At 59.7% G+C, this 26,212-nt stretch carries 25 protein-coding genes and 1 tRNA gene; 11 read left to right on the top strand and 15 right to left on the bottom strand.

Features of this window, described 5'->3' with window-relative positions:
- Position 1: 1 nt before the first annotated feature.
- A complete protein-coding gene (locus ACE3Q6_RS04070; RefSeq protein WP_374428785.1) occupies positions 2–352 on the bottom strand; it encodes a DUF2200 domain-containing protein in 351 nt (116 codons plus the stop codon).
- Positions 353–394: 42 nt separating this feature from the next.
- Positions 395–1,639, bottom strand: coding sequence for a lytic murein transglycosylase (locus tag ACE3Q6_RS04065; protein WP_374428783.1), 1,245 nt, complete (start codon positions 1,637–1,639; stop codon positions 395–397).
- A gap of 195 nt (positions 1,640–1,834) precedes the next feature.
- On the opposite strand from ACE3Q6_RS04065, the gene ACE3Q6_RS04060 reads away from it, so the two are divergent.
- Positions 1,835–2,941, top strand: a complete 1,107-nt coding sequence (locus ACE3Q6_RS04060; RefSeq protein ID WP_374428781.1) for a helix-turn-helix transcriptional regulator — start codon at positions 1,835–1,837, stop codon at positions 2,939–2,941.
- Here ACE3Q6_RS04060 and ACE3Q6_RS04055 read toward each other — a convergent pair.
- Both ACE3Q6_RS04055 and ACE3Q6_RS04050 read right to left on the bottom strand, forming a co-directional pair.
- The gene (locus ACE3Q6_RS04055; RefSeq protein WP_374428780.1) at positions 2,910–3,293 is read right to left on the bottom strand and encodes a hypothetical protein; all 384 of its coding nucleotides are present in this window, start codon (positions 3,291–3,293) and stop codon (positions 2,910–2,912) included. The two genes, ACE3Q6_RS04060 and ACE3Q6_RS04055, sit on opposite strands and share 32 nt — an antisense overlap.
- 289 nt (positions 3,294–3,582) lie before the next feature.
- Positions 3,583–4,320 (bottom strand): RNA methyltransferase, encoded by a 738-nt coding sequence (locus tag ACE3Q6_RS04050; RefSeq protein WP_374428778.1) that lies wholly within the window; start codon positions 4,318–4,320, stop codon positions 3,583–3,585.
- A 147-nt stretch (positions 4,321–4,467) separates the two neighbouring features.
- Between ACE3Q6_RS04050 and ACE3Q6_RS04045 the strand changes: the two genes are divergently transcribed.
- Positions 4,468–5,088 carry a thiamine phosphate synthase gene (locus ACE3Q6_RS04045; protein WP_374428776.1) on the top strand — a complete coding sequence of 207 codons (621 nt, stop codon included), beginning with the start codon at positions 4,468–4,470 and terminating at the stop codon, positions 5,086–5,088.
- A gap of 128 nt (positions 5,089–5,216) precedes the next feature.
- Here ACE3Q6_RS04045 and ACE3Q6_RS04040 read toward each other — a convergent pair whose 3' ends face one another.
- The 4 genes from ACE3Q6_RS04040 to ACE3Q6_RS04025 all read right to left on the bottom strand — a co-directional run bounded on the left by ACE3Q6_RS04040 (position 5,217) and on the right by ACE3Q6_RS04025 (position 7,694).
- Positions 5,217–5,756 carry a GNAT family N-acetyltransferase gene (locus ACE3Q6_RS04040; RefSeq protein ID WP_374428774.1) on the bottom strand — a complete coding sequence of 180 codons (540 nt, stop codon included), beginning with the start codon at positions 5,754–5,756 and terminating at the stop codon, positions 5,217–5,219.
- 180 nt (positions 5,757–5,936) lie between these two features.
- Entirely contained in the window at positions 5,937–6,206 is a 270-nt protein-coding gene (rpmA, locus tag ACE3Q6_RS04035; protein WP_374428770.1) for a 50S ribosomal protein L27, read from the bottom strand.
- A gap of 6 nt (positions 6,207–6,212) precedes the next feature.
- Positions 6,213–6,659 (bottom strand): 50S ribosomal protein L21, encoded by a 447-nt coding sequence (gene rplU, locus ACE3Q6_RS04030; protein ID WP_374428765.1) that lies wholly within the window; start codon positions 6,657–6,659, stop codon positions 6,213–6,215.
- Between the two features lie 186 nt (positions 6,660–6,845).
- A complete protein-coding gene (locus ACE3Q6_RS04025) occupies positions 6,846–7,694 on the bottom strand; it encodes a DUF2059 domain-containing protein (RefSeq protein WP_374428762.1) in 849 nt (282 codons plus the stop codon).
- A 184-nt stretch (positions 7,695–7,878) separates the two neighbouring features.
- Between ACE3Q6_RS04025 and ACE3Q6_RS04020 the strand changes: the two genes are divergently transcribed.
- Positions 7,879–7,968: transfer RNA gene (locus tag ACE3Q6_RS04020), tRNA-Ser, on the top strand.
- An 85-nt stretch (positions 7,969–8,053) separates the two neighbouring features.
- Positions 8,054–9,337, top strand: a complete 1,284-nt coding sequence (locus ACE3Q6_RS04015) for a tyrosine-type recombinase/integrase (protein WP_374428757.1) — start codon at positions 8,054–8,056, stop codon at positions 9,335–9,337.
- Positions 9,338–9,468: 131 nt separating this feature from the next.
- On the opposite strand, the gene ACE3Q6_RS04010 is transcribed toward ACE3Q6_RS04015, so the two are convergent.
- The 7 genes from ACE3Q6_RS04010 to ACE3Q6_RS03980 are packed head-to-tail and all read right to left on the bottom strand — an operon-like array spanning position 9,469 to position 17,707.
- A complete protein-coding gene (locus tag ACE3Q6_RS04010) occupies positions 9,469–10,200 on the bottom strand; it encodes a M48 family metallopeptidase (RefSeq protein ID WP_374428752.1) in 732 nt (243 codons plus the stop codon).
- The gene (locus ACE3Q6_RS04005) at positions 10,197–12,524 is read right to left on the bottom strand and encodes a type I restriction endonuclease subunit R (protein WP_374428749.1); all 2,328 of its coding nucleotides are present in this window, start codon (positions 12,522–12,524) and stop codon (positions 10,197–10,199) included. Before ACE3Q6_RS04005 ends, ACE3Q6_RS04010 begins: the two co-directional genes overlap by 4 nt.
- Positions 12,525–12,563: 39 nt before the next feature.
- Positions 12,564–13,478, bottom strand: a complete 915-nt coding sequence (locus tag ACE3Q6_RS04000; protein WP_374428747.1) for a type I restriction endonuclease — start codon at positions 13,476–13,478, stop codon at positions 12,564–12,566.
- Position 13,479: 1 nt separating this feature from the next.
- Entirely contained in the window at positions 13,480–14,583 is a 1,104-nt protein-coding gene (locus ACE3Q6_RS03995) for a hypothetical protein (RefSeq protein ID WP_374428744.1), read from the bottom strand.
- Complete coding sequence (locus tag ACE3Q6_RS03990; protein WP_374428742.1) at positions 14,580–15,788, bottom strand: restriction endonuclease subunit S; 1,209 nt, start codon at positions 15,786–15,788, stop codon at positions 14,580–14,582. The genes ACE3Q6_RS03995 and ACE3Q6_RS03990 overlap by 4 nt, the downstream gene beginning before the upstream one ends.
- Entirely contained in the window at positions 15,778–17,286 is a 1,509-nt protein-coding gene (locus ACE3Q6_RS03985; RefSeq protein WP_374428740.1) for a type I restriction-modification system subunit M, read from the bottom strand. The genes ACE3Q6_RS03990 and ACE3Q6_RS03985 overlap by 11 nt, the downstream gene beginning before the upstream one ends.
- 4 nt (positions 17,287–17,290) lie before the next feature.
- Complete coding sequence (locus ACE3Q6_RS03980; RefSeq protein WP_374428738.1) at positions 17,291–17,707, bottom strand: helix-turn-helix domain-containing protein; 417 nt, start codon at positions 17,705–17,707, stop codon at positions 17,291–17,293.
- Between the two features lie 120 nt (positions 17,708–17,827).
- Between ACE3Q6_RS03980 and ACE3Q6_RS03975 the strand changes: the two genes are divergently transcribed.
- The 7 genes from ACE3Q6_RS03975 (at position 17,828) to ACE3Q6_RS03945 (ending at position 26,181) form a co-directional block, all read left to right on the top strand.
- The gene (locus ACE3Q6_RS03975) at positions 17,828–18,055 is read left to right on the top strand and encodes a hypothetical protein (RefSeq protein ID WP_374428737.1); all 228 of its coding nucleotides are present in this window, start codon (positions 17,828–17,830) and stop codon (positions 18,053–18,055) included.
- Entirely contained in the window at positions 18,055–18,294 is a 240-nt protein-coding gene (locus ACE3Q6_RS03970) for a hypothetical protein (protein ID WP_374428733.1), read from the top strand. The genes ACE3Q6_RS03975 and ACE3Q6_RS03970 overlap by 1 nt, the downstream gene beginning before the upstream one ends.
- A 223-nt stretch (positions 18,295–18,517) precedes the next feature.
- On the top strand, positions 18,518–18,787 hold the full coding sequence (locus ACE3Q6_RS03965; RefSeq protein WP_374428731.1) for a hypothetical protein: 270 nt from the start codon (positions 18,518–18,520) through the stop codon (positions 18,785–18,787).
- Between the two features lie 64 nt (positions 18,788–18,851).
- Positions 18,852–19,289: a hypothetical protein gene (locus tag ACE3Q6_RS03960; protein WP_374428729.1), complete on the top strand. Its 438-nt coding sequence runs from the start codon at positions 18,852–18,854 to the stop codon at positions 19,287–19,289.
- A gap of 1,117 nt (positions 19,290–20,406) precedes the next feature.
- Positions 20,407–21,336 carry a hypothetical protein gene (locus ACE3Q6_RS03955; RefSeq protein WP_374428727.1) on the top strand — a complete coding sequence of 310 codons (930 nt, stop codon included), beginning with the start codon at positions 20,407–20,409 and terminating at the stop codon, positions 21,334–21,336.
- Positions 21,337–21,633: 297 nt separating this feature from the next.
- Entirely contained in the window at positions 21,634–22,239 is a 606-nt protein-coding gene (locus ACE3Q6_RS03950) for a recombinase family protein (RefSeq protein ID WP_374428725.1), read from the top strand.
- Positions 22,240–22,329: 90 nt separating this feature from the next.
- Entirely contained in the window at positions 22,330–26,181 is a 3,852-nt protein-coding gene (locus ACE3Q6_RS03945) for a hypothetical protein (protein WP_374428722.1), read from the top strand.
- Positions 26,182–26,212 lie beyond the last annotated feature (31 nt).

The following is a 26,212-nucleotide window of genomic DNA, read 5'->3' as shown; positions in this document are numbered from 1 at the left end:
CCTAGGCCTGCCGCAGGACCTTCGCCATCGGCCGCCCCTTCGCCAGCTCGTCCACCAGCTTGTCCAGGATCCGGATCTCGCGCATCAGCGGCTCGGCGATTTCTTCGATCCGGACACCGCAGATCACCCCGGTCACCTGCTCGCGGGCCGGGTTCAGCCGGGGAGCTTCCGCGAAAAATCGCTGGAAGTCTTGGCTTTCGGCCAGCACGCGCTCCAGGCTTGCCGGGTCGTGCCCGGTCAGCCAGCAGATCACCTCGTCCAGCTCAGCCTTCGTGCGGCCCTTCTTCTCGACCTTCGTCACGTAGAGCGGATACACCTTCGCCACGCTCATCCCATAGACGCGATGCGCCATGTCGGACCTCCCGTAGGGTGGGCGATCCGCCCACCGCCCGTTTCACCGCAGACGACGCAGCAGCTCCAGCGAGGGTTCCCCGGTCACCGGCAATCCGACGCTTGCCTGATAGGCGCTGATCGCCTCGCGGGTCTTGGTACCGATCACCCCGTCCGACCCGCCGGTGTCGAAACCTGCCGCGGTCAGCAGGCGCTGCAATTCCTGCCGGTCGGCCTGGGTCATGCCCGACGCATCCGGCCCGAACGACGCCTGCACCGGCCCCCGGCCCAGAAGCCGGTCCGACAGGTGCCCCACGCCGATCGCGTAGTTCTGCGCGTTGTTGTAGCGCAGGATCGTCGCAAAGTTCTGCGTCAGCAGGAAATGGGGGCCGCCCCCGCCGTTGCCACCTGCGATGATCGACCCGCCCGCCAGGGCGCGCCCATCGGCCGACCGAACGCCCTGCGCCGCCCAGGCCTCGGCCGACTGGCCCTTGCCGCGCCCCAGAAGCCCCGCGTTGAACCCGGCAGGAAGGACCACCTCCATCCCCCAGGGCAGCCCCCGCGTCCACCCCGACTTCGCCAGGTAGGCCGCCGTCGAAGCCAGCGAATCCGTAGGGTCCTCGCCCCAGATGTCGCGCCGCCCGTCGCCGGTGAAATCCACCGCATAGGCAAGGTACGAGGTCGGGATGAACTGGGTATGCCCCATCGCGCCCGCCCAGCTTCCGACCATACCCCCGGCCGAGACATCGCCCGCCTGCAGGATCTTCAGCGCTGCGACGAGCTGGCTTTCGAAGAACTCGCCCCGCCGCCCCTCGTAGGCCAGCGTCGAAAGCGCACTGATCACGGGGACATTGCCGCGCCTTGTGCCGAAGAAGCTTTCCAACCCCCAGACGGCGGCGACGACATGGCCCTCGACCCCATAGCGGCTTTCGATCTGCGACAGGACGCCGCCGTATTGCGCGAATTTCTGGCGACCAAGGCTGACGCGTTCATCCGAGGCGGCGATGTTCAGGTAGTCTTCAAGGCTCCGCTTGAACTCGGTCTGGTTGCGGTCGCGCTCGATCACCTCGGGCAGGAACCCCGCGCCCCGGAAGGCCGCGTCGACCGTGCCGGAAGGGATGCCGCGCGACACGGCCCGGCCCTTGAACCCTTCGACCCAGGCATCCCAGCCCGCATTCGGGACAGCCCTCGGCGCCGCATCCGGCGCCCGGTATCCCCCGCCACCCGACCGGCCCGAGGACATGCAGGCCGACAACAGCGCCGCCGATCCTGCCAGAAGCGCTCCGCGCCGCGTGAGTCCGCCCGTCATTGCCGCCTGTCGCATGATCCTGCCCGCCATCTGCTCTTGTTATCCCTGCATGATAGCCCCCGCACTTGTCCGGGGCCAAGCCCCGCCGAGACGGTCTGGCAAGGGCACGCCCATCCGGCCGACGCTCGACTCATTGAATGAGCTTATTAGATGTGTTCATATGAATATGAGTTGGCCGTTGTCAGGAACCATATGATGGCCAGTGAGGACCTGCTGGACGGACTGATCGACCACATATACGACGCCTCGCTCCACCCGGACCGATGGGGCGAGGTCATGGCCCAGGTCGGCGCAACGGTCGGCGCGACCAGTGGGACCAGCCTCTGGTTCGCGCAAGGCGGGTCCGAACTTCTTCAGGCGCATGTCTGGAACATCGATCCCGCGGCTCTGGACGAATACCAGCAGCACTACCTGTCCTTCTGCCCCCGCTACCGCGCCTCACAGGGTCTGTCCGTCGGGGCGGTTTACGATGACCGCGACGAACGGGCCGCTCCGTCCCGGACCGCGCGGGAATACTACGACTTCATGGATCGCTACGAGCTTGGTCTGGCCCGGATCGTTCTGGCCGAAAAGCGCCCCGACCTGACCATCGGAATGAATTTCTACAACCGCACCGAGGATGGGCTTTCCAGCGACGGAGAGCGCATGCTGGCACGTCTCGCGCCCCATTTCCGGCGCGCCTGCAACCTGGTCCAACGGCTCGGCGACGTCGCGGATCGGGCGGCCCTTGCCGAATCCTGGTTCGCTGCCCGCACGGCATCGCTGACCTTGGATGTCTCGGGCAACGTCGTCCGGGTCAATGAGGCGGCCGAAAAGCTGCTCGGGCTTGCCGACGGCCTGCGCATCGTACAGCGCCGGCTGGTCGCGGCGACGGCGGCTGACCAGGCCCGCCTGCGCGAGGAACTTGGCCCTGCCCTTGGGCTTGCCCAGGGCTCCGGGTCACGCTCCGACGGCAGTTTCGTCCTTCTGTCCAGGCCCTCGGGTGAACCGCCCTTTGCGGTATCGGCAGTCCCAGTCACCCGACCGACCAGCCGCGAGCGGGCCATCGTCACCATCTCACCCACGGTTCCGCACATCAGTCCCAAAGCCTTGCATCGGGCCTTCGGGCTGACGCCCAGCGAAGCCAGCGTCGCCGCCGCCCTGGCCGAGGGCAAATCCCCCGAGCAGATTGCCCGCGGCCGCCTGGTCAGCCTTCAGACCATCCGCAGCCAGATGAAAGCGATCTATGCCCGGCTCGACGTCAGCTCCCAGGCGGAACTCGTCTCGCGGATCACTGCAGCCGCACTGGGGGCGCGGCTGTAGCGTCAGACTCTCCGCAGCTGAAGGTGGCGGTCATCACCCGCCAGCCTGCCGCGTCGCAAAGCAGCGTCACGACGATCGTGCGCCGGATCTGGGCGTCCTCCTGCACGATGCAGCCCGTGGCGATCCGATCGCGCACGTCGATCCAGTCGATGCGCGGCAAGGGCAACCCGCGCGGGACAAGGCGCGCCATGAAGGACATATAGGTCGGGCGGTCGGCGGCGATGAAGAGTCCATCCTCGACACCGACGGCCATAAACTGCGGGTGCAGGTGCGCCTCGAGGTCCACGGAACCACCAGAGACGCAGGCGATCAGCAGCCGCTGAACCTCGGTTTCATCATGCAGATCTCGCATTCGGCCCCCCCAGGTATCCATCCCTGGGGGCTGGTATCTTTCGTTTTGCAACCGGTTGCATCCCCTGGATTGGGGATGACGGCCCGCCATTCTTTGGCTTGCCTTCCGCAGGGTTGTGGATGCCGGTGAAGCGTTCAACCGGAAACAGATTTGCCCGGGCCAGTCCTGCGTCCTGACGAACGCTTGAAGCCCTCCGATGGCTTGCGCAGCGGTTAACAGAATCTGAACGTCCACGGCCAAGCCATTGACTTGCAATGGATTACCGCAGCGGACCAGCGTGGACCGCAGGTCAGTCGCCTTGCTTCTTCAGCTTGTACGCGATCTGCCGCAGCATCCCGTGGAAGGTCTGCACCTCGGCCCGGGTCAGCCCCAGCCGCCCCCACATGTTGCGCAGGTTCTGCTTCATCCCCTCGACCTTCGTCGCCGGAAAGAAGAACCCCGCCGCCTCGAGCCGCTCCTCGAAGTGGTCCGCGAGCCGCTCGACCTCCTCCCGGTTCGCAAGCTCGGTCCGCGCCATCTCGCGGACCACGGGGGGCACGTCAAAGCCCTGCCGGCCCCATTCATACCCCATCAAAAGGACGCACTGCGCCAGGTTCAGCGAGGGAAACTCCGGGTTCACCGGGACCGACACCGTAGCATTGGCCCGGATGATGTCCTCGTTCTCCAGCCCTGCCCTCTCGGGTCCGAACATGACGCCGACCTTCTTCCCCTCTGCGGCGAGCGCCCGGGCCACCGCCATCGCGTGTTCCGGCGTCACAACGTCCTTGACCAGCTCCCGCCGCTGCGAGGTCGTGGCGAAGACGTAGTCGCAGTCGGCGATGGCCGGCGCGAGATCGGGGAAAAGCTGCGCGTCGTCCAGCAGACGCCCCGCGCCCGAGGCCATCGCGACCGCCTTGGGGTTCGGCCAGCCGTCCCGCGGCCCCACTACCCGCATCCGCGTCAGCCCGAAGTTCAGCATCGCCCGCGCTGCGGCTCCGATGTTCTCGCCCATCTGCGGCCGGACAAGAATGAAGACGGGGGGGATCATGGGCAGACCTCTGCGAAAACCTCGCCGCCAGATAGGCTAGGCCCGCACGACAGGCAAGCGCTCGCCACCGTGCGGACCCTGCCGCCCAAGGTAGCCAAGCCGTTGAAACGCTGATAGACGGACGCGACACAGACCCCGGAGCCCGAAATGGCCGCAGACGAGCGCCCGCAGATCACCCTCATCACGCCCCCGACTTTCGATCCCGAGACCTTCTCGGACCGGCTTGGCCTGATCCTCGACGGGACCCCGATCGCCTGCCTGCGCCTGTCCCTTGCCACGCGCGACGAGGACACGCTGATGCGCGCCGCCGATGCCGCGCGCGAGGCGGCCCATGCCCGCGATGTGGCCGTGGTGATCGACAACCACATGATCCTGGCCGAACGCCTGGGCCTGGACGGCGTCCACCTGACCGACGGCGCGCGCAACGTCCGCAAGGCGCGCAAGGACCTGGGTGCCGATGCCATCGTCGGCGCCTTCTGCAAGACCTCGAAGCATGAAGGCATGACGGCCGGCGAAGCCGGGGCGGACTATGCCGCCTTCGGCCCGATCGGCGCGACGAGCCTTGGCGACGGCAGCCGGGCGGAGTTCGAGCTTTTCGAATGGTGGTCCGAAGTGATCGAGGTCCCGATCATCGCCGAAGGTGCGCTGACGGCCGAGCTGGTGGCAAAGTTCGGCCCGGTGACCGACTTCTTCGCCGTGGGTGAAGAGATCTGGTCCGCCGAGGACCCGCTGGCCGCACTGAAGGCCCTGCTCGCGCCGTTGGGCTGAGCGTTCGGCCGCGTCTCACTTAGCGTCAAGAGGCTGCACAAGGGGCGGTCGGGTGAACCGGCCCCGATCTGCCGCTGCAACCGGGCGGAGCGTCAGACGCTCCGTCCGGAAACGCGCGGCCAGCGCCATCAGTCCAGCTTGCGGATATAGGTCCAGGTCGGCACGTTTGCCCCCCGCGCCACCGAGAAGCTTTCGGCGTCGCCCAGGTACTGGAAGCCCGCATTGGTCAGGACGCGGGCCGAGCCCGGGTTGTCCTGGAAAGCTTCGGCGAACATCGTGCAGTTCTTCTGCGGATTTGCCGCGACCAGCGCCTGCACGGCTTCGGAGGCGATGCCGTGGTTCCAGAAGGCGGGGGCCACCCAGAAGGCGATCTCGGACTGGCCCCGGTCCATCTTCTTCAGTGAAATGACACCCAGAACCTCGGGCAGGGACGACCGCGTCCCATCCATGACCCAGATGTCCTCCTCGGACCCGGCGGTCATGGCACGGGTGCAGAATGCCTCGGCCGCGCCGGGGGGCAAGGGATGCGGGATGCCCTGGGTCGCCTCGGCCACGCGTTTGTCGCCGGCGTAGAGCGCGAACAGTCCTGCGTCGGACTTTCGCACGGGGCGAAGCGTGAAGCGGTCGGTCGCAATCTCGACCGGCGGGACGATCTTCTCCAGGATCATGGCTTCCCTCCTTCGAAGCTCATGTGGGGATTGTCGGTTAACCCGGCAATCGCCCGAATGTTTGGCCCTTTCGGGGTCGTGGCATGGCATTCCGCCACATTCCCGGTCTGAGGCCGGAAACGAGATGGGGGACCGGCTTGCGCCGATCCCCCATCTACAATCCGATTGTAAAGGTTCGGCTTACTCGGCTGCCTCCGCCACGGGGAGAACCGAAATGAAGGTGCGGCCTTTGAGACCTTTCTTGAAGGTCACGCGGCCCTCGACGGTCGCGAAGATGGTATGGTCGGTGCCCATGCCAACGCCTTCGCCCGGGAACCATTGGGTCCCGCGCTGACGGCAGATGATGTTGCCCGGAATGGCGTGCTGGCCACCGAACAGCTTCACCCCAAGACGACGACCGGCCGAGTCACGACCGTTGCGGGACGAACCGCCTGCTTTCTTGTGTGCCATGGGGGATTACTCCTGCGCTGCAGCGGCCTTGGCGGCACGCTTCGGTTTCTCGGCCTTCTCGGCGGGCTTGGCCGCGCCGGGGGCTTCATGGGCGGCGCGGCGCGCGGCAACGGTGCCGACGGCGGCCTTGACGCCCGACTTGTCCGCGCCCTTTTCCAGCACTTCGGTCACGCGCACCAGCGTCAGGTGCTGGCGGTGGCCCTTGGTGCGCTGGCTGGAGTGCTTCCGGCGGCGCTTGACGTAGTGGATGGTCTTCTCGCCCTTGATCTGGTCGATGACCTCGGCCTGCACGGCCGCACCTTTGACGAAGGGCACACCGATCGTGGTGCCGACCATCAGGACGTCGTTGAACTGGATCTTTTCACCGGCAACGGCATCAAGCTTTTCCACGCGCAGCACGTCACCCGCCTGCACCTTGTACTGCTTGCCGCCGGTCTTGAGGACCGCAAACATGGGTCTTTCCTTCCATCTCTCCGCGCCCTGTGGCCCCCATTCCTGGGCGTTCCCGGGGTTTCCCCGCCTCGGACAGCGCGCCCCTGAAGGGCGTCATTGCAAAAACATCACGGGCCGAGAGTCACCCCCTGGCCCGAGATGCGCGCTTATGCGTCGAAGCCCGGGCGGAGTCAAGCAGCCTTGGGGTCAGATATCGCGACCCTGCATCGCCCGCCCTGCGGCCCGGCCAAGGTCCAGTGACACGTCGCGGAAGACGGTGTCGAAGGCGCTGAACAAGGCCGCGTTCAGCACCTGCCCCGCAGGGCTTTCCCAGAAGGCGACGTAGCTTTGCAGTTCGGCCTCGGTCAGCGGATGATAGGCAAGGCCCAGGTAGGCATAAAGCCAGGTGGAGGTGTCCGCCCGCACCTGGTCTTCCTGGCCCCAGACGTCGGACAGAAGCTGGTCCTGCGGGATCGCGCCATAGGCGCCCGTCTCCGACATCCCGGTCATGAAGGCAAGGCTGCCGGACATCGCCCCGGCCACGTTCATCTCCAGCAGGTCCCCCGCCTCGATCATCTGGCGGATCAGCGCGACCTTCGGGTCCCGGGCGGCCGCGGCATCCTCGGCAGAAACGCGGGCCGCCTCCTCGGTCGCGGTGTCGATGAAGGCGCGCCGCGCCTCTATCTCAAGCCCGATGACCTTCTGCCCAAGGTCCGAACGGAAGAAGGCGATCACCTCGTCCACCGCTTCGGGCTGGGTGGACAAGGCCCTCTCCAAGGCCTCGGTGAAGGCCGCATGAAGCCGGTCCGCGTCATAGATGCCAGCGACCTCGGCCTCCCAATCCGCCCCGCCGACCGTGGGGAACATGTCCGACTGCAACTCCGCCCCGTGGGAGATCCCCTCCTCGCGCAGGACCTCGAACAGATCGCCAAGCCGCATCGCCTCGTCCAGCCCGTCGACCGAGACCCCTGCGACGGGATCGGCCGGCGTGGTTTCGGCAAAGGCCGGCGGCGTGCAGGCGACCAGTGCCGCGAGTGCAAGGCGGGAAAGAAGCATCAGCGGGCCCTTCCAAAGGTTCGACGGTTCAGAGCTAGTGCCTCCGTTCCGGCTTGCCAAGCCGACGGTCCGCAACTGCCCGTGATCGTCCCCGCGCCTCTGGACCGGATTTCTGCCGATTGCCCCTTGCGCAACGGTCTTGGCCCGGCTATCCACCCCGCCACATAGACGACCCCTGAAGCGCGGAGAGGTGACGGAGTGGTCGATCGTGGCGGTCTCGAAAACCGTTGTAGGTTTGCGCCTACCGTGGGTTCGAATCCCACCCTCTCCGCCATTCATTCCCTTTGACTCACAAAACACCAATAATATAAGATTCCCGGGCACTTCCCTTGGAGAGGGCCACTGTTTTGGGAACTAGATTGGGCACTAACTACCACCCTCCATCGCTTGTCCAAATCCCCTCCAAGGGCAACAAGTGGTTCGTAGTCATCACCAAGCCAACGGAGCTACAGGCGGGATCGAATATCCAGGTTCGTCGCTCAACCGGCACGTCTGACAAGCGGACAGCGGAAACGGCGATGCCTGGTATCGCGTCGCAGATTTACCGTGAATTCGATGCCGCCCTGAACGCTCAGCCGACCCCGGCTCCCATCACGTTCCGATATCTTTCTGACGAAGAGTCACGGGCAGACCCGTTCGCGCATCGCCGGATGCTGCCACCTGCGAAATCCCCCAAGGACCCGGCCACCAACCTTTCCCGGTTCATCATCGATTACCTAGCCTACCTGGAGACCAACCAGATTGGTTCCAACAAGGAACGAAGCACCAGGAAGACCCGCTGTGGCGAGTTCCTGCGGTGCGTTGGTGATATCCACATCACGGAGGTCAAGAAAGTCCACGCATACCAGTATGAGGACTCGCTTGCTCAGAAGGGACTTGCTAACAAGACGATTACCAGCGCCATCAGCAGAATTTCGGTCCTGTTGGTGCGGGCCGAGAAGCTTGGCATCATCGATGCAAACCCCTTCACGAACCTGAGTATGGATGACTACGGGAAGCGGGCTGAGTCCTATCTGCCCTTCGATCCTGCCGAGATGAAGACAATCTTCGCTCAGAAGATGACTGAACAAGATCGGTTGTGCTTGACCCTACTGGCGACCACTGGCGCACGTCTGGATGAAATCGCTCTGTTGGATTGGTCCCAGATCAAGACGGAAACCGGTATCACCTACCTGGACCTCCGGAATGCAGAGAAGATCAAGAATGCTCAGTCACGCCGGGTAGTCCCGATACACTCACGAGTCGCGCCTATGCTGGAAAAGCGGGGCGTAGGGCGCATCTTCGACTATCCTCTGGATAGTGACGGCAAGGCCCAGAACGCCGCTGGCAAGCGGCTTTCCCGCTATGTGAACAAGGTCACGGAAGACCCTCGCAAAGTGCTGCATTCGCTCCGTCACACGTTCAAAGACATGCTCAAGAATGCCGGGGTGACACCGGACATGGTGACCAAGCTGGAAGCTGGTGAAATCCAGCTTGAGGCGTTCGCGGATGCCATCAATCAGGGGCAGGTCAGCAAGGAACTTAATGACCGGATTACGGGCCACGCCATGCCGGATGTGGCCGGGCGGTATGGGCTTGGGCATGCCTTGATTCCCCGTGCTGCAGCGATTGAGAAGCTTCGGCTAGAGTTCTTACCCAGCTAGTCCGGTGTGACATTTCGGGCTGAGGCATCCAACTGGGCGAGGACTCTACAGATTGTTGGTGAGAAGTTTTTTTCGCCGGGCAGCCGTAGCCACTGCCGCCTAAGGCCTCGGGGATGCATCCGCCGATAGTGTCATTCGTTCATCAACTGTTCCACCATGCCGTCGAGGACCTGCTTGTGTTGGTTCCAGTCTGGCACTTCACGGTCCAGGACCCGGAAGAATTCTGGGCCGTGGTTGTGGTGGATCAGGTGGGCGAGTTCATGGATGATCACGTAGTCCACACTCGCCCGAGGTGCCTTTATCAAGTGCGGGTTCAGGATGATCCGGCCAGATGGGGAACATGAACCCCATTGCCGGGTCATCTCCAACAGATTGAACGGTGGCGTCGTATCCACCCATGAAAGCTTCGCAGACAGTAAGTCCAGGCGTTGAGCAAGGTAATCGCGAGCCCTGGAGCGATACCACCCCCGCACACGCCCCTTGATGTCGTCCGGGTCACCTGTGCGGGATTCGACCTCCAGCCGGTTTCCGCGCAACTTTGCAGTTTTCGACGGCTTGGCGGTGATGACCACCTTCAACAGATAGCGACGGCCCAGGTAGAGCACCTGTTCGCCGGACACGTATTCGCGTGGTCGCACCAGTGCAAACCTCTGAACTGCGTCGGTGACGTGGGTGGTAATCCACCTCGCCCGCTTCTGGACGGCACGCTGCACGGTCTCGTCGGAATAGCCCGGCGGAGCATCGACGATCACTGTTCCGTTGGGCTCGACATGGATGGCAATGCGGGTGGACCGTTTGGGGTCTTCCTGGACATGATAGGGCAACTTGGCGTCGCCATAGATCAGAACGAAAGACTTCGTCACGAACGACCCCGGGCGTGACCCGTACGGACTATGGTGATGACACGCTCGATCAACTCGGTAGCTCGTTCCAGGCCCCCAAGAAATTTGAAGTATCGTGGCAACAAGGCACGGCGTATCTCGGCTTCGATGCTGCCTGGGTTGATCGAGTAGGTGAGGATGGCGTTATCTACCGCAGCTTCGATGTGGTGGGCTTCGGCTACAAGCTGATCTTCCGAGATTCCGTCGAGGCCACCGGCACCAATGGTATCGAGGAAAGCCCCATAGAAGGCTTGTGCCATGGGATGATCGGCGAACCGATCCGGCAACCCCGGCGTGGATCGCCTGGCCACTTGTGCTTCGAGGTCTTTGAACAACGTGAATTGCTTGCCGGGATAGTCGAAGAGAGCATCGGCCTCGCGGATGGCCTCCTTGAGAAGCTCAGAGAAGACACGTTGCGCATACGGGTCATCGATCAGGTCTTGTTCAATAGTCTTCCGGATACGGGTCTTGATCAGGTCAGCCTCGGTCCGGGTCTTGTCATCGGACCAGTCCTCTGGGTCATCTGGCCCGCCCAGATCACCCACCAGGATCACTCCATCTGGGTCGATGATCTCCTGTCCGATCACCTGTTTGTCCACCAGCCGCCGTATCTGGGCTTCATACTCGGAGAAGTCCACGACCTCTTGGGCATCACGCTTGGACTGGATACGCACCTCAGTGAAGAACTTGAGGTCCCGTTTGTAGGTTCGGATCAGGTCTTCCGAAAATGCCCCATCCTCAAAGAATGCCCGCGATGACAGGGCCAGCTTTAGACACATCCCGAACGCGGTGAGGGCATCATAGAAATCCTCACGAACTTTCTGGTTTGCGTCAAAGCTCAAGCCAGAACCGTCATCCGCCAGACGCGGCACCAGAATGCGACGGAACTGTTCGCGGTCAGCACGGTTGGTCACACCCGCGAAGATGGCCCACAAGGCATCATGCAGGGCGGGTAGGCGCTTATACTCGGTCGAGACGTTGGAGATGGTGCCCGCCAGGTCGTCGATGTCGTAGCCGCCTTGGGTCTGGGCCGCGAGGTCCTGATACTCACGGATGGACGTGTCCAGTTCCGCCAGAATACCCCGGTAGTCGATCAGGAACCCGTGCTTCTTTGCGTCATGCAGCCGGTTCACGCGGGCGATGGCCTGGAGCAGGTTGTGGCCTTTGAGGTTCTTGTCGATGTAGAGAACCGCGTTTCGAGGCTCGTCGAACCCAGTCAACAACTTGTCCACGACGATCAGGATATCTGGTGGTCCATCGGTGCTGAAATCCTCGATCACCCCGGTCTCATAAGCCTCGGGATCATTCCCGACGTTGGCTTTCCACCATGCCTGAACCTCTGGCGCTTTCGATTCATCGGCCTCTTCGTGACCTTCACGGGTATCCGGTGCGGATATGACCACGGCGCTGGTCACCAACCCGGTGGCATCCAGGGCATTCTTGTATCGGATGGCGGACAGCTTGCTGTCGGTGGCCAGTTGGGCTTTCAGGCCATCATGTTCGAAGTTTGCTTTGAAATGCTTGGCAATATCAAACGCGATCAGATCGATCCTGCTCAAAGCTCCATAGATGTGTCCACGGGTCGAATATTTTTGTTTGAGGTCAGATTTCTGTGCCTCAGACATACCCTCGGTGAAGTAGTCAAACTGGGCATCTATCGCGGCCTCGTTGACATCGACCACCGGCCTTCGTTCTTCATAAACCAAAGGCGTGACGGCCCCGTCATCGACCGCCCGTTGCATGGTATAGGCGTGAAGGATCGGGCCGAATTTGTTCCTGGTCTTGTCGTCTTTCAGCAGAGGGGTTCCGGTGAACGCGATAAATGCGGCATTGGGCAGAGCTTTCCGCATCCGCTCATGGTTCTCTCCACCTTGGCTGCGGTGACCTTCATCCACCAAGACTATCAGCTTGTCCGAAGCGTTCTGGCACTCTGGCAGTTTGGTGGCCGAGTTGAACTTTTGCAGCAGTGTGAAAATGATCCGTTCGGACCCCGATCCGATCCGCACCGCCAGGTCACGACCAGACTGGACCTTTGCCGCCGCTCCATCCTTCTTGGTCGCCACATCTGATCCGAAGGCACCACCGGTCAGGAATGTTCCGCTGAGTTGTTTTTCCAGATCGACACGATCCGTCACCACGATGACTCGGGCACCGGCAAGCTCCGGTTCCAGGAGCAAAGCCTTCGTCAGGAACACCATCAGGTTGGATTTGCCCGATCCGGTGGTATGCCAAATCACACCCCCCACACGGCGCCGGTCGGTTTTTATCTTCCGCACCTGGGCGATAAGCCCCTTTACCCCCTCCACGTGGTGTTTGGGGGCGGCTTTCTTCCGGTTTTTCTTGGCTTACAAAAAAAACCGCCGGGTGAAATCTAGAAGCCTGTCAGGACGCATCAGGCTGACCAACAGACGATCTTGATCGGTTACCAGCACGTGTGACCCATGCAGCCGGTCAAAGGCTTCCAGGGCCCATCTGGGACGGTCTGCGAAGATTGCCGTCCGATGTGCTGCCGAAAGAGGGGTGCCCTTTATCTGAGCCATCTCGGCTTCTGGGATGTCTTCCTCACGCCAAGATGACCAAAACTTCTTTTTCGTGTCGGTGGTGCCATAGCGCCCATCGACACCCGAGATGGACAGCAGCAACTGTGAATAGACATACAAGTCCTGGATACCATCACCCATCTGGTTGCGCAGATGCTGACTGATACCTTCTTCCACCATCGCGGTGGGTTTGGTCGATGAAATTGGCCGCTTGGCCTCGATCACCACCAGCGGGATGCCGTTCACATAACACACGATATCCGGGCGGAACCGGCCCATCCCGGCGGGACGTTCCACACTCAGTTCTTCCGTCACCTGAAACCGGTTCGCATTGATGTCGGCCCAGTTGATCAGCGGCACCGTGATGCTGGCGCGTTGGCCGTCCACGAACTCGGTGACCGTGATCCCCATGGTGAGATGCTGATAGATTGCCCGGTTGGCTGGGATCAGCCCCTGGGACAGTCCGGTCTGGGTGACCTCACGCATCACCTGGGCGATACCGGCTGGGGAGAGTGGGTAGGTCTTCCCCTTGTGGTCGAACCGGTGCCGCGTGAGGTGTTCCCTCAGCACATCTTCCAGCACCACAGCCCGCTCAGAGCCCCGCAGAGCCATGCACTGCGCCGGGGAGAGGTAATCCCACCCCAGCACCGTAAGGATGTGCAGGGCGGGCAGCTTGGCCGCAGCTTCTTCACGGGTGTCGGGGATGTGGTGGCCAGACATATCAGGACCCATCCAAAGCGAATTGGTTGAGTTCGACTTTCATACCATCAAAGAGAAAGCGGTTCTGCATCGATTGCCAACGGCCTATGATCTCATCGCCCATCGGGATTTCGTCGATCTTGGCCAAGTCTAGGGTTTCCTCTTCGTGGAACGGGGCTTTCAACCCATTCTCAGTATCGGCATCACCCACGATCACGAATCCAAGTCGCTTGCAGTCAGTGGGCATAACGTCGAGCAAGGTTCCCCGGATCGGCAGTGCTCGACCTGGTTCGACACCAACGCGAAACACTCTGGGGAGCACGACCTCATAATAGGTTGCGTCGCCATTAGGCTTGTGCAGCCAGAGGTGATTGGGAGCAATCACTTCAAGGTTCACCCAAAACCGCAACGGTCGGTCACGATCCGATCTATCTTGCCGGTAGACGTCTAGAGCATGTGCATATTGTGCGTCAGGTGGGGCATTGGTTGGCAAGAAGTGAGTGAAGCCGGAATCCGACATTGCGATTTCCCAGAGGTCGAAAGTCGATCTGATGCGAGGAAGACTGGTGAAGTAGCCATAAGCCACATTCGACAGTTTCCGGACCCCCTGGATGTTCCAGGGTGAACTCCAAATTTCTTTCAATGCTCGAATCCCGGCCTCACCTACCGCGTTGGTATGATGAAACAGAGCGATCTCAAACCGGTCATCCCTTCGACGCCACACGCCTTGAGATACAGGTGCTTCGCCGCCGTTGACCGGTCTGAACGCGCATTTATAGATCAGTGAATGGTCTGCACATTGCTTTACTAAGCCCTTCCTGAAAAACGCTACACTGACATCGACGTTGCCGCCCAGAGTGATCACAAACCGGCAGAAATCACCCGAGCCATCCCCACCAAACCACAGGATTTGATTGGGTTGGAAGAATTTGGGCGAGAAAAACTTCTTGTGGAGCCCACTTGCCAACAGGATGTCTGGGATCACGAATGACTTGTCCGTCAAATGGACAAGACGGCATTTGATATAGCCTTGGCGGAAATCCGTCGCCCCGAGGACATCGGCATACCCCAGTATCGGCGGCTCCCCGACCTGCTCATCATCTGGATGAACCTGATCCACAGTCATACAACCACCCGCCCTTTGCCAGTCAGGAGTTGCTGCATCAGGGATTTCTTCTCAGTGCGGAGGTGGTAGAGGTCAGACTGCAAAGCTGACACCTCATGTTCAGCGCAGTCGATAGCGTCTGAAATCTTGGCCTGTTCGTTCTTGTTTCCTGGCAGGCCGATCCTGAGTTCACGCAACAAATCCAGCGTGATGCCCTTGACAGTGCTGCCAGTCCCCAACGTTGCAAGTGCATCTTGGGACATTTGCAAACAATGAAATAGATACCGATTCAGGATAAGGTCGTTCGGAATTATGGCCTTTAGGTCCTGGTTGATCGCCATGCGTGCCCCGAGAATTGCGCAAGAACCGACTGCCATTCGGGTCGCCATCACGATTGTTCCTGCTGGGAAGGCGTTGGTTGCGCTGCTGCTCAGGCCCGCTTCGGTAATCGTGTCCTGAGTCTGGGTTAGAACTGTGGACTTCAAATCTTTCACGCTGACCCATGGAAGATCACCACCCCAGAACGATGGGTTGCCTTTGTCGGGTGTTCCGCCGCCGGGAATTCCGGCCACCACATCCCCCAACCGCACCTCCCGCCACGGGTGATCCTCGAACCCAGGAAACCGGCGGGTGCCGGTGAGGAGGGATTGCATCAGGGCGCGCTTCTGGGTGCGGGCGTTGGCCAGCAGGGCCTCGGTCGTCTCGATGGCCTTGTCCCAGGTGCCCAGGATTTCCGCGATCTTTTGTTGTTCGGGGAGGGGTGGGAGGAGGATGGCGAACGAACCGATCTGCTCAAAGTTCAACCCTTGTCGGTTCCCACCGGCCTGGAACTGCTCGATCTGTTTTTGACCTCCATCTGAGATCAAGACGGCTTTCAAATATTCGGGCGATAGTGTTGGCTTTGCCCTTATGATGCAAACATGCTGGTTCACGTTGGCCGCGTTGTCGTCGCCCTGGTAGATTGCCGACCGACCGATAGAAGCACCCGTGATGTTCAACAGAACATCACCGTGCCTCACTTTGCTACCGGACATACTATCGTGTTGGCGTTCGTCTATGAAAGCTACGTCATCCAGCATTAGTTTTCCCCAGCCCACGTTCTGGCTGCGGATCAGAGGAATGCCTTCATCGAGGTATGTTTCGCGGCCACCTTTCGGCGTGATGCCGCTTCCAATCTTGGAACTCAACTCGCGTAGTTTGCCGATCTTCCACCCCTCAGGAACCATACCCAAGCTCCCGCAGATACCCGGCCATGCGGGTCTCCAGACCCTCCATCTCGGATTTCAGCCGCAGCCGCTCGGCCCGGATAGCCATCAGGTCGATCTGGTCTTCTTCCTCATAGGTATCGACATAGCGGGGCAGGTTCAGGTTGAAGTCGTTGCCCCGGATATCGGCCAGCGTGGCCCGGAAGGCGTATTTCTCTACCGTGGTGCGGGCCAGGTAGGTGGCCACGATCTTTTCCACCTGGGTGGGACCAAGGCGGTTCTGGTTGGTGCCCTCTTCATACTCCCGGCTGGCATCGATGAAGATCACGGAATCGTCGGCCTTGCGTTTTCGAAACACCAGGATTGCCGCCGGGATGCCGGTGCCGAAGAAGAGCTTGTCGGGCAGCCCGATGACGGCATCGAGGAGGTTCTCCTCCACCAGCTTCTGCCGGATTGTCCCTTCAGTCGATCCCCGGAACAGCACCCCGTTCGGCACCACCACCGCCATGCGCCCGGTGCGGGGTTTCAAGGTTTCGATCATATGCAGGATGAAGGCATAGTCGCCCTTGGTCTTGGGCGGGACACCCCGGCGGAACCGGCTGAACTTGTCCTTCTCTGCTGTCTCGACCCCCCACTTCTCCAGACTGAACGGCGGGTTGGCAACGACCACATCGAAATGCCGTAGCAGATCATCCTGGGTGCGCAGCTTGGGGTTCCGGATCGTATCGCCCCATTCGACTTGATGGTTCTCCTCGCCGTGGAGGAAGAGGTTCATCTTGGCCAGGGCCCAGGTGGACCCGATAGCCTCTTGCCCGAACAGGGCATAGCGTTTGGTGCCAGTCCGGTCCCGGATCAGCCGCCCACATTTCATCAGCAGCGAGGCCGAGCCACAGGTGGGATCACAAATGTCATCGCCTTCCTGCGGGTCAACCAAACGGGCCATGAGGTCAGACACCTCGGCGGGGGTATAGAACTCCCCGGCCTTCTTGCCCGCCGTGGCCGCGAACCGGGAGATCAGGTATTCATAGGCTCCGCCGATGATATCAAGCTGCCCCACCCGTGAGGGGCGAAGATCGAGGGCGGGCTTGGCGAAGTCTTCCAGTAGGTGCCGAAGGATGTCGTTCTTCTGTTCCTCATCGCCCAGCTTGTTCGAGTTGAAGCTGATGTCCTGGAACACATCCCGCAGTTTCGAGATGTTCGAATCCTCGATGGCGTGCAGGGCCTTGTCGATCCGCTCCCCATTCCCGGCTTCGTGGCGACGCTTGTGCAGCGCGTCAAAGCTGGCATGCGGTGGAAGGATGAAGGCTTCCTGCAACATCATGGCATCGACCAGTTCCGGATGGTCAGGGTGTTCAGCCTCATACCGGGCGCGGTGATCCTTCCAGACATCGGACAGATATTTCAGGAACAACAGCGTCAGCACGTAGTCCTTGTAGACCGAAGGATCGACAACCCCCCGGAACGTGTCGCAGGCCCCCCATGCGGCCTTGTTGATCTCGGCTTGGGTGACGGGGTTCATTGGGTCAGTCCTCAAAAATCGCTTTGACCATGCCGGTGTAGCGCGTCGGGTCGAACTCTGCATCTGCCGTGCGCAAGGCGTCCTGGCGAGAGAGGCGCATAGTTTCCACCACCGCTTTTCGAACCTTTTCGGGGCGAGGCCGTGTGTCGAGGGCGATGATGATACGTTCGACCATCTCCACTACCTGACCAAGGTGATCCAGGTTCATATCGTCTTGAACCGGGACGATCTGGCCTTCGAACAGATCGCCCGCTCGCACACCATAGGCGGCGGCGATGGTCTCCAGTTTGGTGGCTGTGATCGGGCTGTGGCCATTTTCCAAGCGTGACAGATCACTCTTGGATAGGCCGGTGCGAAGGGCCGCCTTGTCGAGGCTGAGGCCAGCCTGAAGCCGGATCGCGCGGATGTTGGCGTTGAGCAAGGACGTAGTTCCACGGTGACTCCCTATAATGTTCCATAATACGGAACGATTGGAAAGAAAAATCGCACTAGCGGAGATTTAGGCTAGCGAATCGTTCCATATCCCGGAATACAAGGCAACATGAAACTCGCCGAATTCCTCGCTGCCAATAACCTGAGCTTGCGGGAATTCGCCCGGCGCTGCGGCACCAGTGCGTCATCGATTTTGCGTGCCAGGGACGGGCAGGCGGTGCCGAGCCGTCGCATCCTAAACGCCATCCACCGGGAGACGGCGGGCCAGGTTGGCCCTGCTGATCTGATCATTGCCGGGGAGCCGGATCACACTGACGAAGATGGGGAGGTTGGGTGATGGAGCAGACTTTGGGACAAAAGGCTGTGACCACCGTCCTTGGTGCGGGGCTGGTCTTTCTGGCGTTGTGGTGGTGGTCCCCATCAGATCGAGCGACCATTGCGCGGTGCATCAATGGCATGGTGGAGGCATCCCGGGGCGACGGGCTCTATTCGCAATATCGCGATCAGTTGGAGGAGATTTCGGTGGCGGACACGGGTGGGCATACGACTACACGGCAGATGGTCAACGCCGTGTGATCATTTGCGGGAAATGAACGCCGTGCCAATGCCTGGTCCCAACACTTCTGACCATGTGGCTCTGATCCCGTGCCCGGCCTGCGGTCGCTCAATCTCGACTGACGCTCAAGCATGCCCAGGATGCGGCCGGGTGAATGATTGGGCGCATCCGAAGCTTTTGAGCGTTGTTGAACATCTCCGAGTTCATCATCCTGACGCCGTCTAAGAAGTGCTCGGCCACCGGATGGCAATCGAGATGAAGACTTATAACACGCGGCAGAAGCTCGGTTCGGCTTGCCTTGCATTCAGTATGCTGTTCGTGATCGCTGGACTCTTTATCCCATTCTTCATGGGCTTGGCGATTTTGCTTTTGGCGCTTGGTGGATGTCTGGTCGGCTTTGGCCTTTCGGCATTCACGCGCCACGCCATCCAGATCGACATCCGACTTCCGAACCCGGTCATTGCCGTTTCGGACGCAGGTGTGTGGGCCAGCGTCATAGGGCTGATTCGGTGATGACAGCGCCGTCACGCCGAGTTTAGGGAGACGGTTCGAACTGTAGATCAGGGGGGATCGATTTATGACCAATAAAGCGAACCATGCGATCCAGTCTGCACAGGTCGCCCGGGAGGATCGGGAACGCATTCTCGGAGCAATCTGGCACAGGAACGCCGTCCGGCGTCATGCCTCGCTGCCACTGCTCAACGTTAAGAGCGAGTTCGAGCGGGAAGTTCGGAGGATGGCAACCGCCCGGTATCTGGCTCTTCTGCAGCCGTATCTTCACGATGCGCTGGCGGAGACTGGCGGCCAACCTGGGATCGCTGGACGGTTGGTGCAGCGACTTCGAGCCACCCAGATCGCCCGGCGACGTCTACGCGATGCAACTGGAATTGATCACCCGGATCACGGCCTGTCACTGGGGACAGGGTCTGCTTGGTATCGGGTGATGCTGGGTGTCGAACAGTCGGCGATCTGCCCGATCTTGACGGACCTGAACGCTCCCGTGTCCACCCGATGAGAGGTAGCATAGACAACAATGACCGACGGCCACGGTTAGACGTCGTGCGTCTCGCAAAGCCACATACTCTTCCCTGGTGACGGCCAGCCCCGTCGGCAGCATTCAAGACCGTCTTTGCAATGAACTTGGAGAATATTCTCGCAGAACGTCATCGGATGCCTGTCGTTCATCGGTCTCACTGGCCGCATCGACCCTCACCTCACCAGGTCAGATAATGGGGGCAGGTCATGATCATCTTCGAGGTATAGGGCCCAGAGCGCGTCCACCGCGTCATCAATGAGGCTGCCATAGGTGAGCCGAGAGTAATCCCTCAGGGCGACAAGCCGGGCCCTCGACTGGGCAGATACGGACCTTACTGTAATTCTTTCGACGCTGTTCAACATGTGCAATCTCCTTGTCCGTATTTATCGGATCAAGCTTCATCTGAACCAAGTGTCAGCCCCGTCTATTTTCGACGAATCCTCCCGCTGAGAACACAGATGTCAGCTATCCTCGTTTCACCGATTTTGGAGCGTGTCAGACAAAAATCTGCCAACAGGCCCCTCAGACCATCATTTTTGCCTACATACCCCATGGAAGCTTCCAGGGGATTTAGATGGCGTGGAACTGTATTGATGTAGGGATAGTTGATCAGGAGCAGGTTCTTGCACTTGCTGCCAACCTCTACACCGGGACCATGCGTGAACGCAAAGCACTGGAACTTGCGCTTCTTAGTCTCGACCCCCGCGCGTGGGAACAAGTCCAGAAGGTAATGGACTGCAGCTACCGATGGCGCTGCAACAGTCCATTCTGCTACCATTGTTCCGTAGCGTCCAATTCAAGGCATCTGCGTCGGGTTGAACCAGGAACTGTCTTTGACACCTCGGTTGTGAACTATGTCGGCCCCGCTCACGGCCAGCCACTGTCGCGCAACTACCGAGTGCGGGCGGGACAGGCTCAAGCGAGATGCTTCGATGGGCTCCCCAGGAATGAAGTCGGAGCTTCAACGGTCATGCTGGGAGTAATGCGTGGCGGAGACCCATATCGTGATCTGATCTCCAGATTCAAAGCCTACCTTCGGTCCGGGCTAAGCTCCCTCGGTGACGACACCATCGCTTACGTCCGTCTGGAGTATGCGATGAAGCGTGCCGGTGACATCCGGCAGTCGTTCGATCAGATCGTGCCGGGCGGTCATGATCTGAACGACATTCCGGACGACGAGATTGTTGCGTTGTTCCATGGCCACGGGCTGATCTATGTCCCTGGATTTTCTCCCTCTCAGATAGGAGATTTGCTGCGCAAGACCTTCACCGGCAGTAATCAGGTTCATACTCAGACAGTAAAGGCAGAGAAGATCGCAGCCTGCGGGATCGTAACTAGTGGAGCCCAGGGCTACGCAGAATACTCCGGAAAGAAGAAAACCTCCAAATTGGGCAAGACCGAGCGGAACTCTCCTGATGGACAGACCGGCCAACAAGTTGACCTTGAAGATCACGAAGACGACGCATCCTGGAGCGATGACGGTCGGGAACTAGACAACGACGATCTTGCTGCCATGAGTGAGGGGCCAGACCCCATACATGATCCGGCAGCATTCGGATCGAGCGATCACCGTGATGCGGCTATCGGCCTCTTTGCTGACGCCGAGATTCGCCGGGCATTGCACGGTGTCAATATGACTGTTCGTATCGGAGTGAACAGAGAATCCGGTGAGAGCGATAAGGTTGATCATCCAGAACCGGTCGCTGGCGAAAGCAGAGGCAGTTGCTCGGCATCCTCGGCGCTGCGAAGAGATATAGTTGGGACACATCTTGTCAAAGTGCTGTCTCCAGCTTCGCCTGATTGTCCTCTTCCCCAAATTGGTCTGCACGAACCTCACGCGGGTTCACTGGTCCCCCAAATATGGAAGAAGACGGCAGGTTACCATTTTTCTCCTTGGTTCGCCTGCGGCGCTACAAGATATAACTCGACTTCATTATCGCTTGGCTACTGCCCTGATTTCATTGAGCCGAAATGGGTGCGTTTCCAGAAGCGAGTGAGTTTCGGTCTGGACCTCCGTCCTCCCTGACACTGGAAGCTTCAATACGATCATTCTCGTCAAAGTGTCGGTCTAATCTGCTCCTGGATGACTTCACATGAGAACCGAAGCGCCTCGAACATCAGATGCCCGGCCTCCAAAAAGGGGGCCGGGTCGAGATCATTGTGGAGATCAGTTGGCAGCTAATGAGCATGACGAACTGTCCTGCAAAACTATAATCATAAAGGACGGCAATTAGCCTCAAGAATATTTCCGATTAGACTTTACGAATCAATTATCGGACGGTATGCACATATCGGACAGTCAAACGGGACGGAGCGGGGTATTATGGGGGAGCTAATAGGTTATGCCAGGGTCTCTAGTCGGTCACAGTCGCTGGACATTCAGATCGCGGCATTGATCAGTGCCGGGGTCAGTCGGGAACACCTCTACATGGAGAAGGTTTCTGGCCGAACTCGGGACGGACGTGCTGCCCTAGAAGACATGCTCTTTAGGGGCATCCGCCGTGGGGACACTGTCGTCTGCACCAGGCTTGACCGCCTGGCCCGGTCAACCCGTGATTTGCTGCAAATTTCCCAGATGCTGGAGGGTAAGGGAGTTGGGCTTAGGGTCATTGAGCAGGCAGTAGACACGACAACTGCGACGGGCAGGCTGTTTTTCACGGTTCTTGGGGCTTTCGGGGAATTTGAAGCCACTATCCGAGCCGAACGACAGCGGGAAGGAATCGATGCGGCGCTGAAACGGGATGTCAGCCCATTTCAGGGTCGTCCCGCAACCATCGACGGTAAACGTATTGCTGAACTGCATGTAGAAGGGGTCTCGCCGACCCATATTGCGCGAGACCTCGGGGTGGCCCGGTCCTCCGTGTATCGATACCTGGCAGCAAACGTCGGAAAATCTAGTCTCGGGACTTCATTTCGGAGTGGACTTTGACTTTCTAGAACGGATGACTCGCGTCTCCGGTTGCGCTATGGATTGTATCTCGCTTTGGGCGGCTGCCCCTATTTTGAAACGTGATACTACATGTCCATCCTCGAACTACCGAAAGACGCGCTTCTTGCTCTCACCGATGCTCAACTGGAACAGTTGATCGGCAGGCTTGCAGAGGCCGAGGTCACGGCGTGTGGTGGCTCGGCGGGGGATGTTCGGTTCTCCGGGTCAATCACTGCGCCCGATGGTGGGGTCGATGTGCGCGTCGATGTAAAGACAGAGCCGTTCACCTCAAGCTTTATACCGAAGCCCAATACCATTTTTCAGTCCAAGAAGCCCAACATGCCAGCCGGGAGCATCACCGGTGAGATGAGACCAAAGGGCGCATTGGCCGACGTGATCAGTCAACAATGTGAGGCCGGTGGAGCATATGTGATCGTCAGTCTGGGGGACGACTGCACTGAACCCAATCTAAAGGCGCGCCAGGAGGCTATGAGAGCGGCTGTTGTCGGCCATCCGAAAGCCGACGCGATCCACCTCGACTTCTATGACCGGTTCAAACTGCACCAGTGGCTCCGACAACATCCAAGTGTGATGCTATGGGTTCGGTTGCTACTCGGTCAGCCCCTATCCGGGTGGCAATCGTATGGTCGATGGACCAACGTCCCAACTGCCATGACCGATGACCTAATCCTTGCTCCTGGGGTCTCAGTGATCCTCCCCGGACAGCGCCATCAGAAACTGCCCATCGAGCAAGCGATCAACCCGACCAGGCAACTGATTCTGTCCTCGAAGAAAGCAATCCGGATTGCAGGGCTTTCCGGCGTGGGAAAAACCCGGTTTGTTCAGGCGCTGTTTGATGAACAGATCGGACAGGACGCACTGGATCGAACCTCGGTGGTCTATGTTGACACCGGTGCTGATCCGGTTCCATCCGCCCGCCAGATGATTGATCACCTGGCCCAGGATGGCCGCACAGCCACGGTGGTCATCGACAACTGCCCGCCCGCCCTACACGCTGATCTGGCCAGCCGAATCACAAGGTCGGAGAACCGCATCAAGCTCATTACGGTTGAATATGACATCCGTGATGACAAGCCGCAGACTACCGAGGTGATCCAAATTGAGGCTGACGGGCCAGAGATCGCAGAAGCCCTTGTCCTGAGGCGATACCCCGGGATCGGCCAAGCCAATGCCCATCGAGTGGCAGAGTTTTCGAGCGGAAACACCCGCGTCGCTTTGGCATTGGCTGAACGTGTTGAAGTTGGTGAGTCGCTGGCCCACCTGTCGGATGCCAACCTGTTCGACAGGCTTTTCCAACAACGACATGGCGAGGACGGAAGGCTCTGTGAGCATGCGGAAGTCCTGTCCTTGGTATACTCATTTTCCATCGAAGCCGCAGAAGGTGAGGCTGACGAACTGGGGATTCTTGGGTCGCTATGTGCCATATCCGGTGATGTCCTCTACCGGTCGATGCGGGCCCTAGTAGATCGCCAGATTGCACAGCGGAGGGGACGGTGGCGTGCAGTTCTGCCGCATGCCATTGCCAACAGATTGGCCACATCCGCCTTGGATAGAATTCGACCCCAAACACTGAGGGCAACATTTGAAGCCCCAGGGCACGAACGCCTACTGACATCTTTCGCCCATCGTTTGGGTCTGATGCACGAGCATCCGATAGCACAGCAGATCGTTCAGGGCTGGTTGGCCCCTGGTGGTATGCTGGTTCCAATAATTGGTCTGGACGACAGAAAAGCCAGGATACTCGACTATGTTGCGCCTGTCTGCCCCGAGGCACTGCTCGATCGGATCGAGTTGGAACTCATGGCACCCGGCTTCGGTGGCCTGGAAGTTCGATCCAACCCTCGACGCACTACGATTCTGAGAATGCTGGTGGCTTTGGCCTATGAACCAATCGCATTCGACCGGTGTGTGAACCTGCTTCTGCGGATCGCCCATCATGAAGACCCGGCAAACAACCATGACTCCGTCCGGGACAAGATTGTTCAACTCTTCCAACCTTACTTATCGGGGACACATGCCACACCCAGGCAGCGGGCATTGATCATGCGTTCAACACTTTGGTCAGCGGAACCGAAGCTTCGATCCTTAGGTCTCAAAATGCTGTCCAAAGCCCTTGGTGGCCCAAGCTGGACGGGGATGGGTATGGGGGAATTCGGTGCCCGACCGAGAGATTTCGGCTTCGAGCCGAATCGTTCTCAACTGATGGAATGGCGTAACCAATTCATCAATCTTGCTGTCCGTGCTGGGCTCGACCCTGATCCCGATCTCAGTCGCCGCGCCCGAGAAGTGCTAGCGAATGCGTTCCGGGGGCTCTGGTCTCATGCTGAGGTGCGCAACAAGCTGGCGGAAGCTGCAACGACCTTGAACGATCAACGACCATGGACGGATGGCTGGAAGGCTATTCAGTCAACGATCTTCTTTGACTACCGCAGAAAGAGTGCAGACTTGAACCCAACGCCTGTGCAGCCCGGTTTGCTGACCTTGAGGGATTTGCTGGCTCCAAAGGACTTGGTATCCAACATCAGAACCCATTTGCTCGGGAGGAACCAAGACCTGTGGGCTCTGGACCCAGGCTTTGATCATGATGATACTTCCAAGTATCAAAATGCGCAGCAGCGCATGACGGAGCGCATTGCAGGTTTTGGTGAACAGTTTGGTCTCTCTGAGCTAGGGGTAGATCAATTGGGGGCCGAGATTTTCTCAACTAGTTATATGCCATTCGGACATGCCTTTGGTTCCGGCCTGGCCAGAGGTTCCAACGATCCGACGGGGCGTTGGGCTGAACTGGTGGAGGTCCTACGACGCAGCGGCGTCACCAATTACAACTGCTCCGTCTTTTCTGGGTTCCTCGAAGAAGTTGGGCGGCTCCATCAGGGGCTTGATCGGCAAATTTTGGATGGATGCCTGGCCGACCCTCTTCTACGCCCGGCAATCGTCATGCTCCATCCATCCCACGATTTTGGTGAGGCTGATCTGGATCGGTGCATGAGGGCCTTGGAGCAACCGGATGTTGGGGCGTGGGGTTACGGGATTCTATTCTGGCGCAAAGAGTTTGCATCACTGCCGAAAGCAAAGGTTCTGGAGCTTGCGACCCGGCTTCTTGAGAAGCCTGATGGTGATCGTGTGGTTCTAGATGCACTCCACATGAAGCTTCATGATACCGACAAGACGGTGGATGTCCTCGGCCATGATCTTCGTCGGATTGCCTTAACTGCGGCGTCATCACAGTTGAACCGTGATAGGGATGGCAACAACGACCGTTTTGACTACGAAATGGCGGAAGTGTTGCGCCCGAGCCTGACGTTCGAGGGCAACGAGGCCGAGAAGTCGGCTTGGCTGGACGCGATTTTTTCTAGTGTGGACAACCACTACGGCTATGCACCAGGCTATGACGAAGCCATGCAAGTGACCGCTGAGGGCGTGACAGAGGATTTCCTGGACCGTGCATTTAGTGGTGAAGAACGCCAGCGGGAGCTTCGTCTCCATTTTCTTGGCCACGGCGGTCTCCGGCGCTCGTTGCTGGCAACCTCGGACGTGGGCAGGATCATCGAGTGGTGCCGGGCAAAAGCCGATCCGGAAATCTGGGCAGGCGTGGCAACCGCTCTGGATGTGTTTGAAACGTCGGGTGACGAAAAGACCGTTGTCATCACTGAACGGTGTATGCGGTTTCTGGAAGCATGCCCAAACCCTGTGCTAGTCTTGAACAGCTTTGCAGACCGCATCACCCCAAATGGTTGGTCAGGTAGCAAGGCTGACATAATGGATCGCAATACCAATGCCTTGGCGGCTCTTAACGAACACCCGGAACCAAGGATAGCCGAAGCGACACGGCGTGTGGTCGTCGAAGCCAGAACATGGATCACGAAGGAACGTGACCGAGAACGCCGAGAAGACGAGGCCAGTGAGCAGACATTCGAGTAGGTCGTCAGGCGCTACCCACGGTTGGAGGCGT

It is taken from the genome of Tabrizicola sp., from assembly GCF_041913445.1.
In the GTDB taxonomy this organism is placed as follows: Bacteria; Pseudomonadota; Alphaproteobacteria; order Rhodobacterales; family Rhodobacteraceae; genus Tabrizicola.
The sequence above is the reverse complement of the archived record's forward strand: the minus strand, read 5'-3'. Positions and strand labels throughout refer to the sequence as shown.

Excerpts from the sequence above, each read along its gene's own strand:
- ACE3Q6_RS04070 (WP_374428785.1), bottom strand. The coding sequence starts at position 352 with ATGGCGCATCGCGTCTATGGGATGAGCGTGGCGAAGGTGTATCCGCTC.
- ACE3Q6_RS04065 (WP_374428783.1), bottom strand. The coding sequence starts at position 1,639 with ATGACGGGCGGACTCACGCGGCGCGGAGCGCTTCTGGCAGGATCGGCG.
- ACE3Q6_RS04060 (WP_374428781.1), top strand. The coding sequence starts at position 1,835 with ATGGCCAGTGAGGACCTGCTGGACGGACTGATCGACCACATATACGAC.
- ACE3Q6_RS04055 (WP_374428780.1), bottom strand. The coding sequence starts at position 3,293 with ATGCGAGATCTGCATGATGAAACCGAGGTTCAGCGGCTGCTGATCGCC.
- ACE3Q6_RS04050 (WP_374428778.1), bottom strand. The coding sequence starts at position 4,320 with ATGATCCCCCCCGTCTTCATTCTTGTCCGGCCGCAGATGGGCGAGAAC.
- ACE3Q6_RS04045 (WP_374428776.1), top strand. The coding sequence starts at position 4,468 with ATGGCCGCAGACGAGCGCCCGCAGATCACCCTCATCACGCCCCCGACT.
- ACE3Q6_RS04040 (WP_374428774.1), bottom strand. The coding sequence starts at position 5,756 with ATGATCCTGGAGAAGATCGTCCCGCCGGTCGAGATTGCGACCGACCGC.
- rpmA (WP_374428770.1), bottom strand. The coding sequence starts at position 6,206 with ATGGCACACAAGAAAGCAGGCGGTTCGTCCCGCAACGGTCGTGACTCG.
- rplU (WP_374428765.1), bottom strand. The coding sequence starts at position 6,659 with ATGTTTGCGGTCCTCAAGACCGGCGGCAAGCAGTACAAGGTGCAGGCG.
- ACE3Q6_RS04025 (WP_374428762.1), bottom strand. The coding sequence starts at position 7,694 with ATGCTTCTTTCCCGCCTTGCACTCGCGGCACTGGTCGCCTGCACGCCG.
- ACE3Q6_RS04000 (WP_374428747.1), bottom strand. The coding sequence starts at position 13,478 with ATGTCTGGCCACCACATCCCCGACACCCGTGAAGAAGCTGCGGCCAAG.
- ACE3Q6_RS03995 (WP_374428744.1), bottom strand. The coding sequence starts at position 14,583 with ATGACTGTGGATCAGGTTCATCCAGATGATGAGCAGGTCGGGGAGCCG.
- ACE3Q6_RS03990 (WP_374428742.1), bottom strand. The coding sequence starts at position 15,788 with ATGGTTCCTGAGGGGTGGAAGATCGGCAAACTACGCGAGTTGAGTTCC.
- ACE3Q6_RS03985 (WP_374428740.1), bottom strand. The coding sequence starts at position 17,286 with ATGAACCCCGTCACCCAAGCCGAGATCAACAAGGCCGCATGGGGGGCC.
- ACE3Q6_RS03975 (WP_374428737.1), top strand. The coding sequence starts at position 17,828 with ATGAAACTCGCCGAATTCCTCGCTGCCAATAACCTGAGCTTGCGGGAA.
- ACE3Q6_RS03970 (WP_374428733.1), top strand. The coding sequence starts at position 18,055 with ATGGAGCAGACTTTGGGACAAAAGGCTGTGACCACCGTCCTTGGTGCG.
- ACE3Q6_RS03965 (WP_374428731.1), top strand. The coding sequence starts at position 18,518 with ATGGCAATCGAGATGAAGACTTATAACACGCGGCAGAAGCTCGGTTCG.
- ACE3Q6_RS03960 (WP_374428729.1), top strand. The coding sequence starts at position 18,852 with ATGACCAATAAAGCGAACCATGCGATCCAGTCTGCACAGGTCGCCCGG.
- ACE3Q6_RS03955 (WP_374428727.1), top strand. The coding sequence starts at position 20,407 with ATGAAGCGTGCCGGTGACATCCGGCAGTCGTTCGATCAGATCGTGCCG.
- ACE3Q6_RS03950 (WP_374428725.1), top strand. The coding sequence starts at position 21,634 with ATGGGGGAGCTAATAGGTTATGCCAGGGTCTCTAGTCGGTCACAGTCG.
- ACE3Q6_RS03945 (WP_374428722.1), top strand. The coding sequence starts at position 22,330 with ATGTCCATCCTCGAACTACCGAAAGACGCGCTTCTTGCTCTCACCGAT.